General features: G+C 40.9%; 16 protein-coding genes. 15 read left to right on the top strand and 1 reads right to left on the bottom strand.

Going from position 1 to position 18,819, the window contains the following annotated elements:
* The first annotated feature begins 190 nt into the window (after positions 1–190).
* From yycF to ODU46_RS03430, 14 genes are all read left to right on the top strand, one after another.
* On the top strand, positions 191–895 hold the full coding sequence (gene yycF / locus ODU46_RS03495; RefSeq protein WP_004298854.1) for a response regulator YycF: 705 nt from the start codon (positions 191–193) through the stop codon (positions 893–895).
* Positions 888–2,237, top strand: a complete 1,350-nt coding sequence (vicK, locus tag ODU46_RS03490) for a cell wall metabolism sensor histidine kinase VicK (RefSeq protein WP_002935841.1) — start codon at positions 888–890, stop codon at positions 2,235–2,237. Before yycF ends, vicK begins: the two co-directional genes overlap by 8 nt.
* Before the next feature lie 6 nt (positions 2,238–2,243).
* On the top strand, positions 2,244–3,047 hold the full coding sequence (locus ODU46_RS03485) for an MBL fold metallo-hydrolase (RefSeq protein WP_044681030.1): 804 nt from the start codon (positions 2,244–2,246) through the stop codon (positions 3,045–3,047).
* 257 nt (positions 3,048–3,304) lie between these two features.
* Entirely contained in the window at positions 3,305–4,690 is a 1,386-nt protein-coding gene (gene vga(F), locus ODU46_RS03480; protein ID WP_014637680.1) for an ABC-F type ribosomal protection protein Vga(F), read from the top strand.
* 91 nt (positions 4,691–4,781) lie between these two features.
* Entirely contained in the window at positions 4,782–6,851 is a 2,070-nt protein-coding gene (gene pbp2b, locus ODU46_RS03475) for a penicillin-binding protein PBP2B (RefSeq protein ID WP_105150758.1), read from the top strand.
* Positions 6,852–6,859: 8 nt separating this feature from the next.
* Positions 6,860–7,456, top strand: coding sequence for a recombination mediator RecR (gene recR, locus ODU46_RS03470; RefSeq protein WP_172030720.1), 597 nt, complete (start codon positions 6,860–6,862; stop codon positions 7,454–7,456).
* Between the two features lie 104 nt (positions 7,457–7,560).
* Positions 7,561–8,607: a D-alanine--D-alanine ligase gene (locus tag ODU46_RS03465; RefSeq protein WP_398579232.1), complete on the top strand. Its 1,047-nt coding sequence runs from the start codon at positions 7,561–7,563 to the stop codon at positions 8,605–8,607.
* A gap of 103 nt (positions 8,608–8,710) precedes the next feature.
* Positions 8,711–9,091, top strand: coding sequence for an OsmC family protein (locus ODU46_RS03460; RefSeq protein WP_014637684.1), 381 nt, complete (start codon positions 8,711–8,713; stop codon positions 9,089–9,091).
* Positions 9,092–10,168, top strand: coding sequence for an ABC transporter permease (locus ODU46_RS03455; RefSeq protein ID WP_398579231.1), 1,077 nt, complete (start codon positions 9,092–9,094; stop codon positions 10,166–10,168). It begins immediately after the preceding gene.
* A 9-nt stretch (positions 10,169–10,177) separates the two neighbouring features.
* Positions 10,178–10,846, top strand: coding sequence for an ABC transporter ATP-binding protein (locus ODU46_RS03450; RefSeq protein ID WP_398579230.1), 669 nt, complete (start codon positions 10,178–10,180; stop codon positions 10,844–10,846).
* A 158-nt stretch (positions 10,847–11,004) separates the two neighbouring features.
* Complete coding sequence (gene murF / locus ODU46_RS03445) at positions 11,005–12,366, top strand: UDP-N-acetylmuramoyl-tripeptide--D-alanyl-D-alanine ligase (protein ID WP_398579229.1); 1,362 nt, start codon at positions 11,005–11,007, stop codon at positions 12,364–12,366.
* Positions 12,367–12,377: 11 nt separating this feature from the next.
* Complete coding sequence (locus ODU46_RS03440) at positions 12,378–12,917, top strand: Crp/Fnr family transcriptional regulator (RefSeq protein WP_161498328.1); 540 nt, start codon at positions 12,378–12,380, stop codon at positions 12,915–12,917.
* Between the two features lie 93 nt (positions 12,918–13,010).
* Positions 13,011–13,607: an NAD(P)H-dependent oxidoreductase gene (locus ODU46_RS03435; RefSeq protein WP_398579228.1), complete on the top strand. Its 597-nt coding sequence runs from the start codon at positions 13,011–13,013 to the stop codon at positions 13,605–13,607.
* Positions 13,608–13,767: 160 nt separating this feature from the next.
* Positions 13,768–14,466 (top strand): TIGR02206 family membrane protein, encoded by a 699-nt coding sequence (locus tag ODU46_RS03430; RefSeq protein WP_398579227.1) that lies wholly within the window; start codon positions 13,768–13,770, stop codon positions 14,464–14,466.
* A 29-nt stretch (positions 14,467–14,495) separates the two neighbouring features.
* On the opposite strand, the gene ODU46_RS03425 is transcribed toward ODU46_RS03430, so the two are convergent.
* Entirely contained in the window at positions 14,496–16,832 is a 2,337-nt protein-coding gene (locus ODU46_RS03425) for a cation-translocating P-type ATPase (RefSeq protein ID WP_398579226.1), read from the bottom strand.
* A gap of 236 nt (positions 16,833–17,068) precedes the next feature.
* Between ODU46_RS03425 and ODU46_RS03420 the strand changes: the two genes are divergently transcribed.
* A complete protein-coding gene (locus ODU46_RS03420) occupies positions 17,069–18,613 on the top strand; it encodes a peptide chain release factor 3 (protein ID WP_002935863.1) in 1,545 nt (514 codons plus the stop codon).
* Positions 18,614–18,819 lie beyond the last annotated feature (206 nt).

Genomic DNA, 18,819 nt, shown 5'->3' with positions numbered 1-18,819 from the left:
ATTCTCCTTGCATAGTGTTTTTTAGGTATTCCCATCTTAGCACTGCCTATATACAATGTCAAGTAAATTCTGACAATTTAATGTATTGTATGTTATAAAATGTGACATAGCTGTGTCAGATAGTTTTGAAATATGAATTTTTTAGGTAAGTTTGATATAATAGAAGAAATAAAGCAAAGGTAAGATACTAATGAAAAAAATATTAATTGTAGATGATGAAAAACCAATCTCAGATATTATTAAGTTTAATATGACGCGCGAGGGATATGAAGTTGTGACAGCTTTCGATGGACGTGAAGCCTTGGAAGTCTTTGAGGCTGAGTTTCCTGACATTGTCATTTTGGACTTGATGCTGCCAGAATTGGACGGACTAGAAGTCGCTCGAACGATTCGTAAGACCAGCAATGTTCCAATCTTGATGTTATCTGCTAAAGATAGCGAATTTGATAAGGTTATCGGGCTTGAAATCGGGGCGGATGATTATGTGACCAAGCCCTTCTCTAATCGTGAATTGCAGGCGCGTGTTAAGGCTCTTCTTCGTCGTAGTGAATTGGCAGAGACGCAGACAAATATTGAGTCAACAGGGACTCCAGAGTTGGTGATTGGCGATTTGGTCATTCTGCCTGATGCGTTTGTCGCTAAGAAGCATGGCAAAGAGCTGGAGCTGACCCATCGTGAGTTTGAATTGCTCCACCATCTGGCCAAACACTTAGGTCAGGTTATGACTCGAGAACATCTATTGGAAACAGTTTGGGGTTATGATTACTTTGGTGATGTCCGCACGGTGGATGTAACGATTCGTCGTCTGCGTGAGAAAATTGAAGATACACCAAGCAGACCAGAATACATTCTTACTCGTCGCGGAGTGGGATATTTTATAAAAGGAAATGATTAATCAATTACGTTATTTAATGACCACGGCAGAATTTTGGTTTGTTGTCATTTTGATTGGCTTTCTAATTGCTCTGACGGTCCTTTTGATTGAAAACTATCGGGATAATAAGCAAATTAAACAACTCAATCAAAAAGTCAACGCCTTAATTGAGGGGAATTATGCAGATGTGTTAGACATGAGGGGAAGTCCTGAAATCACAGACATGGCGAATTCTCTTAATGATCTGTCCGAGGTCATCCGCTTAACTCATGATAATTTAGAACAAGAAAAGACGCGTCTGACTTCCATCTTGTCCTATATGAGTGACGGTGTTATTGCTACAGACCGTATCGGACGGATTATCATGATTAACGATATGGCCCAGAAACAGTTGGGGCTTTCTAGCCAAAAGCAGGAGCAGTATCACCTGCTAGAGGTTTTAGATTTATCAGACCGTTATACATTGAGAGATTTGTTGGCTCAGACACCTGAGATTGTGATTGATCACACCAATGAAAACGAAGAATTTCTGACTTTACGCGCTAATTTTGCCACGATTCGTAGTGAGAGTGGTCTGATTTCTGGCTTGGTTGTCGTCTTACATGATATGACCGAGCAGGCCAAGGAAGAACGGGAACGTAGGCTGTTTGTGTCAAATGTGAGTCATGAATTGCGTACGCCATTGACTTCCGTCAAATCCTATCTAGAGGCTCTGGATGAGGGAGCGCTAACGGAGTCTGTTGCACCGAGTTTTGTTAAGGTATCCTTAGATGAGACCAACCGCATGATGCGGATGATTACAGACCTCCTAAGTTTATCGCGCATTGATAATCAGGTTGGTCAGATAGATGTCGAACTGATAAACTTTACTGCTTTTGTGACCTTTATTCTTAACCGTTTTGACCAAATGAAAAATGCTGATTCTGATAAGGTCTATACGATTGTTCGTGACTATCAAATCAGTCCTATTTGGGTTGAGATTGATACAGATAAGATGACTCAGGTTTTGGATAATATCTTAAATAATGCCATTAAATATTCGCCAGACGGCGGGACAATTACCTTCAGCATGAAGACCACAGATAGCCAGTTGATTGTGTCCGTCTCAGACGAAGGTCTGGGGATTCCGAAAGCAGATTTACCTAGAATTTTTGACCGATTCTATCGCGTGGACAAGGCACGATCTCGTGCCCAAGGTGGTACAGGTCTTGGTTTAGCTATTGCAAAAGAAATCGTAAAACAACATAAGGGCTTTATCTGGGCTAAAAGCGAATATGGTCATGGCTCAACGTTTACAATTGTCTTGCCGTACAGCAAGGACATCGCACTAGATGAGTGGGATGATTCAGATGAGGAAGAATAGGAGAATATGATCGGAAAAGGTTTTAATTATAGTATTTTAGCTTCGGGGTCCAGCGGGAATTGTTTTTACTTGGAAACAGATAAAAAGAAAATCTTAGTGGATGCTGGCTTATCAGGGAAAAAGATTACCAGTCTTTTGGCGGAAATTGACCGAAAGCCTGAGGATATTGATGCTATCCTGGTAACGCATGAACATAGTGATCACATCCATGGTATCGGTGTTTTAGCACGTAAGTATGGGATGGACATTTATGCCAATGAATTGACCTGGCAGGCTATGGAGAGCAAATTGGGCAAGATTGATGTGGCTCAAAAACATATCTTCGAATTGGGTGCTATGAAGACTTTTGGCGACCTAGACATTGAGTCCTTTGGAGTTAGTCACGATGCTGCATGTCCGCAATTTTACCGTTTTATGAAGGATGACAAATCCTTTGTTATATTGACGGATACAGGCTATGTCAGTGACCGCATGGTTGGAATTGTAGAAAATGCCGATGCTTATTTGATTGAATCGAACCATGATATTGAAATTTTGCGCTCGGGTTCTTATTCATGGAATTTGAAGCAACGGATTCTATCCGATAAGGGCCATCTTTGTAACGAAGATGGAGCTGATGCCATGATTCGCTCACTTGGAAATCGGACCAAAAAGATTTACCTAGGGCATTTGTCAAAGGAAAACAATATCAAGGAATTGGCTCACATGACCATGGTTAATCAGTTGGCGCAGGCTGATTTAGGAGTTGGAGTAGATTTCCAAGTCTATGACACATCGCCAGATACAGCGACTGCCTTGACCAAGATTTGACAAATTCATTGAACTTGTTTAGAATAAATATATAAAATACGTGAGGTGAAGTTACATGAATAATTAAGCTACTTATTAGTCATTCTTAAAAATTGTAGTGAGGTTATATTAACCGAGAATACAAGGGATAAGACTGCTCATAAGGGCTTACTATTCATGTGACTTTTTCCATAGGGAAAGGTCATGTTTTGCATGGCTTTTTTCTTGTGTCATTTTTTGAAGAATAGAAGCCCTTTTTGTGAAGAAAAGAGGTCTATATGGAAATGATAAAATGTATTCAATTAGAGAAGGAATTTGCGGGACGTAGTTTGTTTACAATCCAGCAGTTGAGCCTTCAAGCTGGTCAAAAGGTTGGTTTGGTTGGAAATAATGGTGTTGGCAAGTCTACTTTTTTGAAAATCTTACTAGGACTGGATAGGGATTTTGTCGGTCAAATTGAGGTAAAAGCAGACTGGGCCTATGTACCCCAGTTACAGGAAAGGAGCTCGCTTTCAGGTGGGGAACAGGTTTGGAAGTCTATTCAAGAGGCTTTTGCCCAAAGACCGCAGTTGTTAATCCTGGATGAGCCGACAGCTAATCTAGACCAAGAACACCAGGAAAAGCTAATCAAACAAATCAAACGCTATCGAGGTAGTCTACTAGTTGTTAGTCATGATCGGCATTTTCTCAATCAAATAGCCAGTCACATTTGGCATTTAGAAGAAGGAAGTATTCAGGTCTATACAGGGAATTATGAGGCGTTTGTAGAAAGTCGCCGGGCTAGGCGAGAAGGGCAGCAGGAGGCCTATGAAGCCTATCAGAAAAAAGTCGCTCAACTAAAAAAAGCCCAAAAAGAGCGTCAGGTCAAGGCTCAGAAGATGGGGAAGAGAAAGAAAGGTGTTTCATCGTCTGAGTGGAAAGTCAGTGCTATGATGGGTTCCTATGATAGTCAATCCAAGTCAATGGCTAAGTCTGCTAAACAGTTAGAGAAAAGGATTGAGAGGTTGGAAAAGGTTAGTCAGCCCAGAAGGGAGGCTCATATTAAAATGGAATCAAAAGGGGCCTTAGATACTGATTTACACAGACTATTTCTTTTGCAAGCAGGTCAAGTTTTTGTGGATGAAGTGTATCTATTTGATTTCCCTCAGATAGGGATGACGTTTGGAGAGAAGTTAGCCTTAGTGGGGGCGAATGGTTCTGGAAAGACCAGTTTTGTCCGAAAATTATTAAGGAAAGAATTGGCAGGCTATTATAATCCTAAGTTAAAAATTGCTTATTTTGCACAGGATTTGATAAACCTTGATGAAGAAAAGACTGCTTTTGAAAATGTTAGTTGTACCTCTCTTCAAGATAAGATGACGATTCTCAATTTATTAGGTATGTTAGGACTTTCTTACGATAAGGCTCAGCAGAAGGTAGCAAATCTGTCTGGTGGTGAGCGTGTTCGTCTCTCCTTAGCTAAGGTATTGTTGGCGGATGCAAATCTTTTGATATTAGATGAACCGACAAATTTTCTAGATATGGCAGCTATTGAAGCTTTGGAAACATTCTTGAAGGAATATGAAGGAAGTGTCCTCTTGGTTTCCCATGATCAACAGTTTGTGGAAACATCTGTTCACAGTCAATGGGAGATAGTGCAAGCTTGTCTCGTAAAGAAATCATAAGGAAATATTTTCTGAAAAGGAGGCTCTGTCTAAAAAATATTTTTTGCCTGTGGTATAATAAGAAAGATATTTCTAGAATGAGGTCTTTGAAGTGAAAAAAAGAAAGAACAAGCCTTTGGAACACGATGGAAATTTTATTTCCCTTCGTTTAAATATTTTATTTTCTATCGTGATTTTCCTTTTCCTAGTTTTGATATTGCGTCTGGCAGATATGCAGATCATCAATCATGATTTTTATAGTAATAAGCTGTCTACTGCCAGTCAGAAAATCATCAGCAATGGCTCTATCCGTGGGCAGATTTACGATGCGCAAGGAAAACCTTTGGTTGAAAACGAGATTCAGCAGGTTGTCTCCTTCACACGTTCCAACAAGATGTCTGCTCAAGAAATGAAAGAAGTAGCTAATAAACTCTTGCAGTGGGTCAATGTGTCGGACGTAACAATTACTCAACGTGACAAGGCTGACTATTATTTAGCGGATGAAGAAGTTTATCGTCAGGTAGTCGAGGCCTTGCCAGAAGATAAAAAATACGATTCTGATGGCAACTACCTGAGTGAATCGACAATTTATTCTAATGCGGTTGATAGTATCCCTGCTGAAGCATTGCAATATTCTGAGCAAGACAGCAAGGCGATTGAATTGTTTAAGCAGATGAATGGAGCTACTTACTTCTCTACTGTTAATTTGGTAACAGATACTCTAACTGCTGAACAAGTTGCTCATATCGTAGCCAATGAAAGTCAACTTCCAGGCATTTCAACAACTAACAACTGGCAACGGACGATTTTACCAACTTCCCTCAGCTCTATTATTGGTACAGTAACGAGTGAACAGGCTGGTTTGCCTGCGGAAGATGCGGAATACTATCTCTCTAAGGGCTACTCATCAAATGACCGTGTGGGAACTGCCTACCTCGAGAAACAATATGAAGAAGTCTTGCAAGGTCAACGTGAGAAAAAACAAATCAACCTAGATCGAAACGGAAATGTCGAAAGTATTGAGACAATCCAAGAAGGACAGCAGGGCAATAATATTAAACTGACTATTGATTTAGCCTTCCAAGATGGAGTCAATGCTATTTTGAAAAAATACTTTGAAAGTGAGCTGGCTACTGGTAGTGCACTTTACTCGGAAGGAGTTTATGCAGTCGCATTGGAACCTTCAACAGGTGCGGTGCTTGCCATGTCTGGATACAGTCATGAAAAAGGCTCAAGTACCATTAACGAAGATGCTCTTGGCACCATCACAAGCGTCTTTACACCAGGTTCTATTGTCAAGGGTGCAACTATTTCATCTGGTTGGGAGAATGGCATTATCTCAGGAAATCAGGTATTATTAGATGAACCGATTTATTTTGCAGGTTCAGCACCAATTACATCTTGGTGGGCCTATGGTAGTTTTAATATTGATGCGACAGAGGCTCTGGAATATTCTTCTAACGTCTACATGGTTAAGATTGCTTTGGGACTACTTGGTCAGACCTACTCAGCTAACATGTATTTGAATGATGGCGATACATTGACAAATGCGATGACAAAACTTCGTTCTACTTTTGCGGAATATGGATTAGGTGCTCCAACAGGAATTGACTTACCACTTGAATCAACAGGTTTCTTACCAGAAGAATATTCCACCGCAAACTTTATTATGAATGCATTTGGACAGTTTGATAACTATACACCGATGCAGATGGCTCAATATGTAGCGACAGTAGCAAATAATGGAAAAAGGATTTCTCCTCATCTTGTAGAAGGTATCTATGGAAATAATCCCCAAGGTGGATTGGGAGATTTGATTGAAACAGTTTCTGGTAAAGAGATGAATCAAGTCAATATTTCAGCTGATGAAATGGCTCTCCTTCGTCAAGGATTTTATCAACTTGTAAATGGTGGAGGACGATTTAATACAGGTAGTGCTATCGGTCGTGGTGCGGCCGTGACCATCAGTGCCAAGACTGGTACTGCCGAAACTTATACTACAACTCCTTCAGGTGAAGTAGTAACTGCAGTAAATACCAACGTTGTTGCCTATGCACCTAGTGATAATCCACAAATCGCAGTTGCAGTCGTACTTCCAAACTTGACTAACGAAAATTCTACAACAAAAGCAATTACAACAGAAATCATTAATTTATACAATTCACTTTACCCAATGAACTAAGGAGAATTATGCTATATCCTACACCCATTGCCAAGTTGATTGACAGTTACTCCAAATTACCAGGAATCGGTATTAAGACAGCTACGCGGCTGGCCTTCTATACCATTGGTATGGAAGATGATGTAGTCAACGAATTTGCTAAAAATCTCCTGGCGGCTAAGAGAGATTTGACCTATTGTTCCATTTGCGGCAATTTGACAGACCAGGACCCTTGCGGTATTTGTCAAGATACCAGCCGTGACCAGTCGACCATTTTAATTGTAGAAGACAGTCGAGATGTGACAGCCTTGGAAAATATCCAAGAATACCACGGTCTTTATCATGTCTTGCATGGCTTGATTTCTCCCATGAATGGTATCGGACCAGATGATATTAATTTGAAAACCCTCCTCACTCGCCTGATGGACAATGAGGTTACAGAAGTTATTGTGGCGACCAATGCAACAGCAGATGGAGAGGCTACATCTATGTATATCTCGCGTGTCCTCAAACCTGCGGGAATCAAAGTAACCCGACTAGCTCGTGGCTTAGCGGTAGGCAGTGATATTGAATATGCAGATGAAGTGACCCTGTTGAGGGCTATTGAAAACCGCACAGAGCTATAGCTGTTCTGTAGTTAGATACGTTCCTAATTTTAAGATAGGATAGATATGATTTGTTAAATTATGCTATACTAAGAGTAATAGCGTTGATACAGGAAGGAAAATATATGTCAAAAGAAACCTTGATTTTACTATATGGTGGGCGTTCTGCAGAGCGTGAAGTATCTGTTTTATCTGCCGAAAGCGTCATGCGTGCCATCAATTATGATAAATTTTTTGTCAAAACCTATTTCATTAGCCAGACAGGGGACTTTATTAAGACGCAAGAGTTTTCTCAAACACCGTCTGCCGATGAAAAACTCATGACAAACGCGACAATTGTTGAAGAGCAAAAAATCCGTCCGAGCGATATTTATGAAGAAAAGGCAGTCGTTTTCCCTGTTCTTCATGGACCAATGGGAGAAGACGGGTCAATTCAAGGCTTCTTGGAAGTGCTTCGTATGCCGTATGTTGGCACCAATATCTTGTCTTCCAGCGTTGCCATGGATAAAATTACTACCAAGCGCGTTCTTGAATCAGCAGGAATCTCCCAAGTACCTTATGTAGCAGTTATCGAGGGTGAAAATATCGATGAAAAGATTGCAGAGATTGAAGGAAAATTGACTTATCCGGTCTTTGTAAAACCAGCTAATATGGGGTCAAGTGTCGGTATCTCAAAAGCTGAGGATTTAGCTGGCTTGCGTAAGGCACTTGATCTGGCCTTCAAGTATGACAGCCGTGTCCTCGTTGAGCAGGGGGTTAATGCGCGTGAGATTGAGGTTGGTCTTTTGGGAAATGCTGACGTGAAAACGACACTTCCTGGTGAAGTAGTCAAAGACGTTGCTTTTTATGACTACGATGCCAAATACATCGACAACAAAATCACCATGGAAATTCCAGCTAAGATTGATGAGTCTATCATGGATACCATGCGGGACAATGCTGCCAAGGCCTTCCGGGCTATCGGTGGTTGTGGCCTTTCTCGCTGTGATTTCTTCCTGACTGAAGACGGAGACATCTTCCTGAATGAGCTCAACACCATGCCAGGCTTTACTCAGTGGTCTATGTATCCACTCCTTTGGGATAATATGGGACTTGCTTACCCAGACTTGATTGAAGAGCTTGTTCGTTTGGCCAAGGAAATGTTTGAAAAACGTGAAAGTCATTTGATTTAATGAGAATGAAAAGGATTGGAAAACTTCCAATCTTTTTCTAGTTCACATTCTTGCAAAGGTTTGCAAAAAAGAATAGAATGGTTTCAAGTATGTGGAGGTGTTTATGTATCAAACGACAGTAAAAGGGGAAGGTCTGTTTCAGGCAGTTTCTCAAGGTTATGGAGAACCAGTTCATACTTTTGGTGTAACAGAGCAGGGAGAAACTCCCGTAAGCCTTGTGAACATTGGCTTAGCTGCCTGTGTGACCATGTGTGTGCAGGGCTACTATGCCAGCCAAGAAGGCAATAAAACCATGCCTGTTCAGGTGGAAAGTCGCTTGGACAATCAGCATTTTGAGGTGTTGATTGGAATTGGAGAGTCGGTTTCAGCGCAAAAGCAGAAAGAGATTCTTGCCTATGTGGAAAAGAAATGTAAAGTCAAAGCTCTTTTGAGGGAAGACTTGAAGTTTGAGACAAGTTTTTATGTCTTAGAAAGTGTGGAGTAGATGTTTTTAGCAATTGAAGAAATGCGACAAAATAAGTTGCGTTACGGCTTGATTTTAGGTTTGTTAATACTGATTTCCTACTTGGTCTTTTTCCTGACAGGTTTGGCTTATGGACTCATGCAGGAAAACAGGACAGCAGTTGATAAATGGCAAGCAGATTATGTCTTGCTCAATTCAGAAAGTAATCGTTTGATTACAGCTTCAAAAATTGATACAGCCTTGCTTGACCAGGTGGACGCTGGTAACAAGACCTTGATTCGCCAACAAGCTGGAGTTGCCTATGTGGATGAAAATGCCACCTCAGACGAAAAAGAAAAAGTAAACATCTTTGCCGTTGAGTCTGATAGTTTTATCATCCCAAATATTGTTGAAGGTCGTTTGTATGAAAAAACGGGAGAAGTCGTTGTAGACAAAACCTTGTCAGAAGTAGAAGGTTTTGGGCTTGGAGATCAAATCTATCTATCAGGTTCGGATAAAAAAGTAACCATTGTTGGGTATACAGACAATGCATACTTTGGAGTGGCACCTGTCGTTTATATGGACTTTACGGCATTTGCAGATTTGATGCAGGCTGATAAACAACAAGCAGCAACGAGTAATCTTGCCAGTGCCATTGTCGTTCGTGGAGATGTCGCATCTGTACCAGATGAGCTGGAAAAAGTTGCCATTGCAGACTTTATTGAAAATCTGCCAGGATATAAGGCACAAAATATGACCTTTGGCTTTATGATAGGATTCTTGATTGTCATCTCAGCCATTGTGATTGGTATTTTTATCTTTGTTTTGACAACACAGAAATCACCGATTTTTGGCTTGATGAAAATTCAAGGTCTTTCAAATGGCTATATTTCAGGTTCTGTACTGGCTCAAACCTTCCTACTTGCTGGTTTGGGAACCGTCCTTGGATTGGCTGGAACTTATTTGTCATCCCTTGCCTTGCCAAGCGCTGTTCCATTTGAGAATAACTGGACCTTCTATATTGCAATCGGCTTAGCACTAGTTGTATTTGCCCTATTAGGTGCTAGTTTCTCTGTACGTTCTATCTTTAAGGTAGATCCATTACGAAATCTATCTTAGGAGGTTGTTATGAAAACACTTATTTTTGAAAATATTAGTAAGACCTTCCAAGATGGCAGTCAAACCATTACGGCTCTTAAACCGACTAATTTTAGCATTGAAGAAGGCGAATTTGTTGCCATCATTGGACCATCTGGGTCTGGGAAGTCAACATTTTTGACCTTGGCAGGTGGTTTACAAACGCCGACAACAGGTCGTGTTTTAATCAATCAATCGGATTATTCTGATTTACCTGAGAAAAAACGTGCTAAATTGCGCTATAAGGACATTGGTTTTGTCTTGCAAGCTTCCAATTTGATCCCATTTTTAACAGTCGAAAAACAATTAACCTTGGTTGATAAGGTCAATAAGAAAGCTGATCCGGGCAAGCGAAACGAACTTCTATCTGAATTGGGTGTGGACCATCTCAAAAACAAGTTCCCTAAGGATTTGTCAGGCGGAGAACGGCAGAGGGTAGCTATTGCACGTGCACTCTACAATGACCCAGCCTTGATTCTTGCTGATGAACCGACAGCCAGTCTAGATAGTAATCGTGCTTTTGAAGTGGTTGAGTTATTAGCAAAGGAAGCCAAAGAACGAAACAAATCCATCATCATGGTAACGCATGATCAGCGCATGATTGAAAAATGCGACAAGGTATATGAGATGAAAGATGGTGTCCTCACTCAAGTTCGATAAAAAGTGGTATAATAAAAAGAGCGAAAGCTCTTTTTTAGTTTATCGTCATTTAGTTTATCTTTTATTACGTCGTTAACTCACCTTGCCTAACTTCAGTTATGCCTGCGGCTCGTTGCCTAGTACTAAAAGTAAACTAAAAGACTATATTGGAGAAAACAATGAAATTAACCTTACACGAAATCGCTCAGGTCTTGGGCGCAAAAAATGATATTAGTCTTTATCCTGATACAGCACTCAACAAGGTCGAGTTCGATAGTCGACTCGTCACAACTGGCGACCTCTTTGTTCCCCTCAAGGGGGCGCGTGACGGTCATGACTTTATTCCTGTAGCTTTTGAAAATGGCTGCGCAGTAACCCTTTCGGAAGTCAGCCTTGATGTTCCCCACATCCTAGTAGATGACTGCTTGGCTGCGCTTCAACAATTAGCGGCCTACTACCTAGAGAAAACAGGGGTAGAAGTCATTGCTGTGACAGGCTCAAACGGTAAAACGACCACCAAGGACATGATTCACGATGTTCTGGCGACGACTTACAAGACTTACAAGACACAAGGCAACTACAACAACGAAATTGGTCTGCCTTACACCGTCCTCCATATGCCTGACGATACAGAAAAACTGGTATTGGAAATGGGCCAAGACCACTTGGGAGACATTCATCTCCTATCTGAAATTGCCAAACCAAGTCTATCAGTTATTACCCTTTTTGGAGAAGCCCATCTGGAATTTTTCGGCTCACGTGAAGAGATCGCCAAAGGGAAGTTACAGATTGCGGATGGAATGGAGCCAGGTAGTAAACTCTTGATCCCAGCTGATCCGATTGCGGACAAACTCTTGCCAAGCCATGTAGAACTTATTCGCTTCGGTGAGCAGGCTGATTTGCAGGTGACCAGTCTGGTCGAGTCAAAAGATAGCCTGACCTTCACCGTCAACTTTATGGACGGCGACATTTTCCTACCTGTAACGGGCAAGTACAATGCCACCAATGCCATGGTAGCAAGCTATGTGGGGAAGACCTTGGGTGTGCCTGATGAGGCCATCAAGTCGGCCCTTGCCAGTCTTAACTTGACCCGCAACCGCACCGAGTGGAAAAAAGCAGCCAACGGAGCCGACATACTCAGCGATGGCTACAATGCCAATCCAACCGCTATGCGCTTGATTTTGGAAACCTTCTCTAGCATTCCAGCCAATGAAGGCGGCAAGAAAATCGCTGTTTTAGCAGATATGAAAGAACTGGGTAGCCAGTCAGTCGATCTCCACAATCAGATGATTCTAAGCCTGTCGCCCGATGTGCTAGACACCGTCATTTTCTACGGTCAGGACATTGAAGAATTGGCCCAGCTGGCTAGTCAGATGTTTCCGATTGGAAAAGTCTATTTCTTTAGGAAAAATGCAGAGCAGGACCAATTTGAAGACCTGGTGAAGCAAGTCAAGGAAGTCCTTGGTGGGAAAGACCAAATCCTCTTTAAAGGCTCTAATTCTATGAACCTTGGAAAAGTGGTGGAAGAATTAGCAGAATAGGAGAAATAGAATTGTCAATCCTAGATGAATTGTTTCAACATGAAGATATTCAGCCACATTTAATATATAAAGAAATAAAGGCAAAAGACCATCTTTTAGATGAAGGTCAAGTCTCGCATATGATTTATCTTGTAAAGTCCGGTGCATTGAGACTGTGGCATAACCATGACGGAAAAGACATCACTATTCAGTTTTTCTTTGAGGGAGATTCGGTTTCGTCTCTTGAAAGTTTTTTAACGAAGACAGAAAGTATTTACAGTCTTCAAGCTATTGAAGATACTGTGGTTTCTTGCCTAAATCGGCAACTATTTGAAACATTTTTACTAGAACACCCAGAGTATTATCGCTCGTTGACAATACTTTTAAGTCAGAAAATGATTAAATACAACCATCTTTTTCTGTCACGAATAAAAAACTCACCTGAGCAACGATTTTTAGAATTAGTTCAAGAAAAATCTGACCTGTTATGGAGAGTTCCAGATATTTATTTATCTTCTTACCTAGGAATAACTCCTGTATCACTTTCTAGAATAAAAAAACGACTGACTTAACATTTGTTAATGTCGGTCTTTTTAGATTGTAATATACTGGTTGTACCTTGAATGATAAACAAGGAACAATAAAAAAACAGAGGAGAAATTTCAATGAAAACAACAATTGTCTATAACCATCCCTATGAAAAATCATATAATCACGCTATTTTAGAAGCCAGTATAGCTGGCGCTCAAAAGGCGGGTAGTCAAGTGCAGGTTATTGATTTAGATGCAGAAAAGTTTAATCCTGTGATGACTAGTGAAGATTTGCTCGGATTTGTGAAACATCAGCAGGTTGATCCACAAGCCCAAGCTTATTCAAAGCGTATCGGAGAATCAGACCATCTCATCTTGATTTTTCCGATCTGGTGGGAGTTGATGCCAGCGATGATGAAAGGCTTCATTGACAAAGTTATTTTTCCAGGAGCATTTTACGACTATAAAGCAAATGGCTATAGTATGCAGGCACGTCACGAGAAGCTAAAAACTATCACCATAATCACAACTATGAATACTCCTAAATTTTTGTATCAACTAATTTATGGGAATGCTATCAAAAATGCGTTAATCAAGGGAACATTTCAGAAGACAGGTTACAAAGATGTGAAATGGATGAGCTATAACATGGTAAAAATGGTTGATGATAGAAAGAGAAAATCTTGGCTAGAGCAGATTGAAAAACGGATTTATCAGCGTGTTCAACAGTGATAAGTCAATCTTCTTTAAAGGCTCTAATTCTATGAACCTTGGAAAAGTGGTGGAAGCAATAGAAAAGTAGAGAGGCAAGACCTCTCTTTTTTAGCAAGTCTTGTCAAAATGTCGAAAAGTTGATATACTGATTCCTGGGGAAAGAAAGGAATTTAATAAGATGAGTGATTTTTTTAGTAATCAGATTTCTGAAGCACCGAACCTGGACGTATTGGAACATCTGTTTCTCATGATTATTTGGTTTTTCATGCTCTATCTTTGTTTTCGTTGTTACCAAAAGAGATGGTTTCATACTGTTTTTTGGTGGCTTCAATTTATACAGATTGTCTCCCTTTATACTTGGTATATCGTAGCTGATTTTCCTCTTTCAGAGAGTCTTCCTTTTTATCATTGTCGCTTGGCCATGCTCTTTATTCTTTGGGCTAAGCCTGGGCCTTTGAAACGTTATTTTGCTTATCTCGGTCTTTTCGGATCGCTTTCAGCCTTTATTCATCCGGTATTTGACCCGTTTGCTTTTCCACACCTTACCTTCTTTACTTTTGTTATTGGCCACTATGCCTTGACCGTTAATTGTATGTTGTACCTATTATCTGATTTAGAAGGGGAGATGTTGAAGGGAAAAGAGGTAGTGAAATATACACTTATTATGAATATGCTGATTCTAGGAGTAGCTCTTTTAACTGGTGGAAATTATGGATTTTTAAGACAGGCACCCTTAGTGAATACTAATAATATTCCTTTGAATTTCTTCTTGGTAACTTGCCTACTCTGTTTCTCTATTTTGAGTATACAAGCTATGCTGATTGCCTATTTGAAAAAAGAAAGCAAACAAATGAATTCGCATATATTGAAAAAATAAGACTTGAAATTAGTTTTTCAAGTCTTATTTTAGTTTTTAAATGCGCCTTGTTTGGAGCTAATCCAGAAAAAGACAGGGATAAAAATAAGCATTAATCCAGAATAGATTGGCAATGTGTGACTGTTTAGGGGGTGAATTTCAATCAGACCATGTAGGAAATGGGAGCTGATGAAGAAACCGAAAACGGAATAAATAATAAGAGCCAGTCGAGCTTTTGTCAGTGGCAAACAGGCACGAATGACAGCCAGTAGACCTGTTGAACCAAGAACATAATAAGAGAGTGTTTGCATGTCATGCAAGTTTAAGTATCCAAAGACTTGCAGTAAATGGAAAATAAGGACACTGAGAACAACCATGAGAGCATTTGGTAGGGCTAAGAGAAGAGATTTTCTGAGAAAATGTTTTTCTACGGGGCGGATATTTCGTTCAAAAGTTAGGATAAAAGGAGGAAAACCTTCAACAAATTGACCAATGAGGGTCATTTGTATCTGAATAAATGGGAAAACTAACAAATATTCTGCTTTACCAAGGGTGATACTAGCGATACAGATAAGGCCAAGTAAGAAAGAGTAGATTGTTTTGATAAGAAAGATGGGAGCAATGTGGGAGATGTTATTAACAACGCGTCGTCCCTCAAAGAGAATCTCAGGAATATCTCGAAATTCAGAATCTAGGAGGACTAGATTAGCGATTTGTCTAGTAGCGGGATCGCCTTCTGCCATAACAATGGAACAATCAGCTTCGCGTAGTGCAAGAATATCATTGACCCCGTCACCGGTCATTGCAGTAGTATGTCCCTGCGTTTTGAGGGTTTGGATGAGCAATTTTTTCTGATGTGGGGATACGCGACCGAAAATGGCGGTTGTTTCAGCTCTGGCAATTAGTTCTTCGTCGTCAACTTTGGAACAATCGATATAGCTATCGTAGTCAGCAAATCCAGCTTCCTTAGCAATGTGTGAGACAGTCACAGGATTGTCGCCAGAGATTATTTTTAGTATCACCTCTTGCGAGCGAAGATAGGCTAGTGTTTCTGCGGCATCTTCTCGAATTGGGTCGGCAATTTCTAATAGAGCTAGAGGTTCAATATTCTCAGGTAGCTGATTTTGAGAAGAAGGAAGGGACTGTTGGCTAAGCGCAAGAATCAGGACACGGGAACCACGAGCCTGTGCCTCAGAAACAGAAGGAGGATTTTGTGTTAGTAACATTTCTGGTGCCCCTAGAAAAATGCGACCAATGTTTTCTATTGTCATTGCTCCCCATTTTCTATCGCTAGAAAATGGAATGATGTGACTAGCTTTATAGTGGTGCTCTAAATCACCATATTCTTTTCGAATGGCCTGAGCTGTTGAATTAGTATCCTCACTTGTCTGGATATAAGTAGCGAGTATCTGTTGGATAGTGTCAAGTGAATAATGGTCGGTTAAGGGGAGCAGGTTTTCGACGGTCATTTTCCCCTGAGTAATCGTTCCGGTCTTATCCAAACAAAGAACATCAACTCGGGCAAGTGTTTCGACGGAATACATTTCTTGTACGAGGACATTTTTCATTCCCAGTTTGATAACGGCAGTTAAGAGAGAAGTGATGGTTAGCAGAGCAATTCCCTTTGGTAATATACCTAGTAGGGCAGTAGAGCTGGTAATAACTGAGTCTTTTAAGGGAAGAAGTTTGATGAAAAAGGCTTCTAGAAAAAGAGCAAGTCCGAATGGAATGATAATTTTTCCTGTAAATTTAGCAATTTTATCCATATTGTAAAGAATACGAGAGACGATAGGTTTGTGAGTTTTCGCCTCGAGCATGAGCTTATTGGCATAGTTTTCTGCGCCAACATGGATGACTGTTGCATAAATCTGTCCGCTAACTAGATAGCTACCAGACAATAATTCAGCCCCATTATTTTTCACAATCAAGTCGCTTTCACCAGTTAACATGGCCTCGTTTGCCTCGGCTATACCTTCTAAAACAATAGCATCACTAGGAACTTGTTCGCCAGCAGACAGCAAGAGAACATCATCTAAGACAATATCTTCTGGTGCAATAGAGATTGTCTCGCCGTCACGAACAACTCGGATAAAATCCTTGTTCATCAGGTTGAGTTTGTCAATCATTCGTCGTGCCCGCCATTCTGTCAGCATTCCTGAAACAGCGTTGAGGACAATGACTCCGAAGAAGAAAAGGTTGGACCATGCCTGAACAGCTAGTAAGGCTAAGAAAATGGCAAAATTGAGTGCGTTAAAAGATGTAAACACATTTCGTCTGAAGATTTCCCAATTGCTGGCGCTGGTCTTTGTCTTAAAATGATTGGTTTGCTGGTTTTGAATACGTTCTTGTACTTCCTTGGTTGATAAACCTTTTATTTTTTTGTTCATTATTTTATCTTTCTTTTTCTAGTATATAGAATACATCTCATACCTATTGTAACATATTTATAATACAACAGTATAGGTCTGTAGACCTATTCTTCAATAGTTTGAAAAATTCCCTTATTTCCGATATAATAAGAGAGTTGTCTAGTAAAGAATAAGGATGAATCCAATGTAAATCGAATAAGATAAGAGCTCAGCTCTGCTATGAATCAAAATACAAAAAATGAAAAGGAAACATTATGTCACTACAAGAAGAAATCAAGAAACGCCGTACCTTTGCGATTATTTCTCACCCGGACGCGGGTAAAACAACCATTACCGAGCAGTTGCTCTACTTTGGGGGTGAGATTCGTGAAGCAGGTACGGTCAAGGGGAAAAAGACTGGTAATTTTGCCAAGTCTGACTGGATGGATATTGAGAAACAACGTGGTATCTCTGTTACCTCCTCTGTTATGCAGTTTGACTACGCAGGCAAGCGTGTCAATATCTTGGATACACCAGGGCACGAGGACTTCTCTGAGGATACCTATCGTACCTTGATGGCGGTGGATGCGGCTGTCATGGTGGTGGACTCTGCCAAAGGTATCGAGGCCCAGACCAAAAAGCTCTTTGAGGTTGTGAAGCACCGCAATATTCCTGTTTTCACTTTTATCAACAAGTTGGACCGTGACGGTCGTGAGCCACTTGATTTGCTACAAGAGTTGGAAGAAGTCTTGGGCATTGCCAGCTATCCAATGAACTGGCCAATCGGTATGGGGAAATCTTTCGAGGGACTCTATGACCTCCATAACAAACGCTTGGAACTCTACCGAGGTGACGAGCGATTTGCAAGCTTGGACGAGGGTGACAAGCTCTTTGGGTCTAACCCGTTCTATGCCCAAGTTCTGGATGATATTGAACTTTTGGCGGAAGCTGGGAATGAATTTTCAGAACAGGCGATTTTGGACGGCGATTTGACACCTGTTTTCTTCGGCTCAGCCCTGACAAACTTTGGTGTGCAGACCTTCCTGGATACATTCTTGGAGTTTGCTCCAGAGCCACATGGTCACAAGACAACGACAGGGGATGTCATTGACCCGCTCAACAAAGACTTTTCAGGCTTTGTCTTCAAAATCCAAGCCAACATGGACCCTCGTCACCGCGACCGCATTGCCTTTGTCCGTGTGGTTTCGGGCGAATTTGAACGCGGTATGGCGGTTAACCTACCTCGTACAGGCAAGGGAGCCAAGTTGTCCAACGTGACCCAGTTCATGGCCGAATCTCGTGAGAATGTGGAAAATGCAGTGGCGGGTGACATTATCGGGGTTTACGATACAGGGACCTATCAGGTAGGAGATACCTTGACAGTAGGCAAGAACAAGTTTGAGTTCGAACCGCTGCCAACCTTTACACCCGAAATTTTCATGAAAGTTTCCGCTAAAAATGTCATGAAACAAAAATCCTTCCATAAGGGAATCGAGCAACTGGTACAGGAAGGGGCTATCCAGCTCTACAAGAACTACCAGACTGGCGAGTATATGCTGGGTGCCGTTGGTCAGCTCCAGTTTGAAGTTTTCAAACACCGCATGGAAGGCGAGTACAATGCCGAAGTAGTCATGACTCCAATGGGTAAAAAGACAGTCCGCTGGATCAAGCCAGAAGACCTGGATGAACGCATGTCATCAAGCCGCAACATCCTAGCCAAAGACCGCTTTGACCAACCCGTCTTCCTCTTTGAAAACGACTTCGCCCTCCGCTGGTTCGCGGACAAATATCCTGATGTGGAGTTGGAGGAGAAGATGTAACAAAGGAATTTTAGATTGTTTTATTTCTGTATACGGCGATATAGGTGGTGAGCTGATGAAGGTTTATAAGGAAAATATACAACGTTTTAATCAATTTTATAATAGTGACTATTATCGACTTCTTCAAACGACTTCTACTTCAAGTATTGAGGTGATTTTTACAACTCTATTATGGGATCCGGATGCCAGAGATATTGATTGTACAG

Source organism: Streptococcus sp. 2020WUSS089, assembly GCF_044427405.1.
In the GTDB taxonomy this organism is placed as follows: Bacteria; Bacillota; Bacilli; order Lactobacillales; family Streptococcaceae; genus Streptococcus; species Streptococcus hashimotonensis.
The sequence above is the reverse complement of the archived record's forward strand: the minus strand, read 5'-3'. Positions and strand labels throughout refer to the sequence as shown.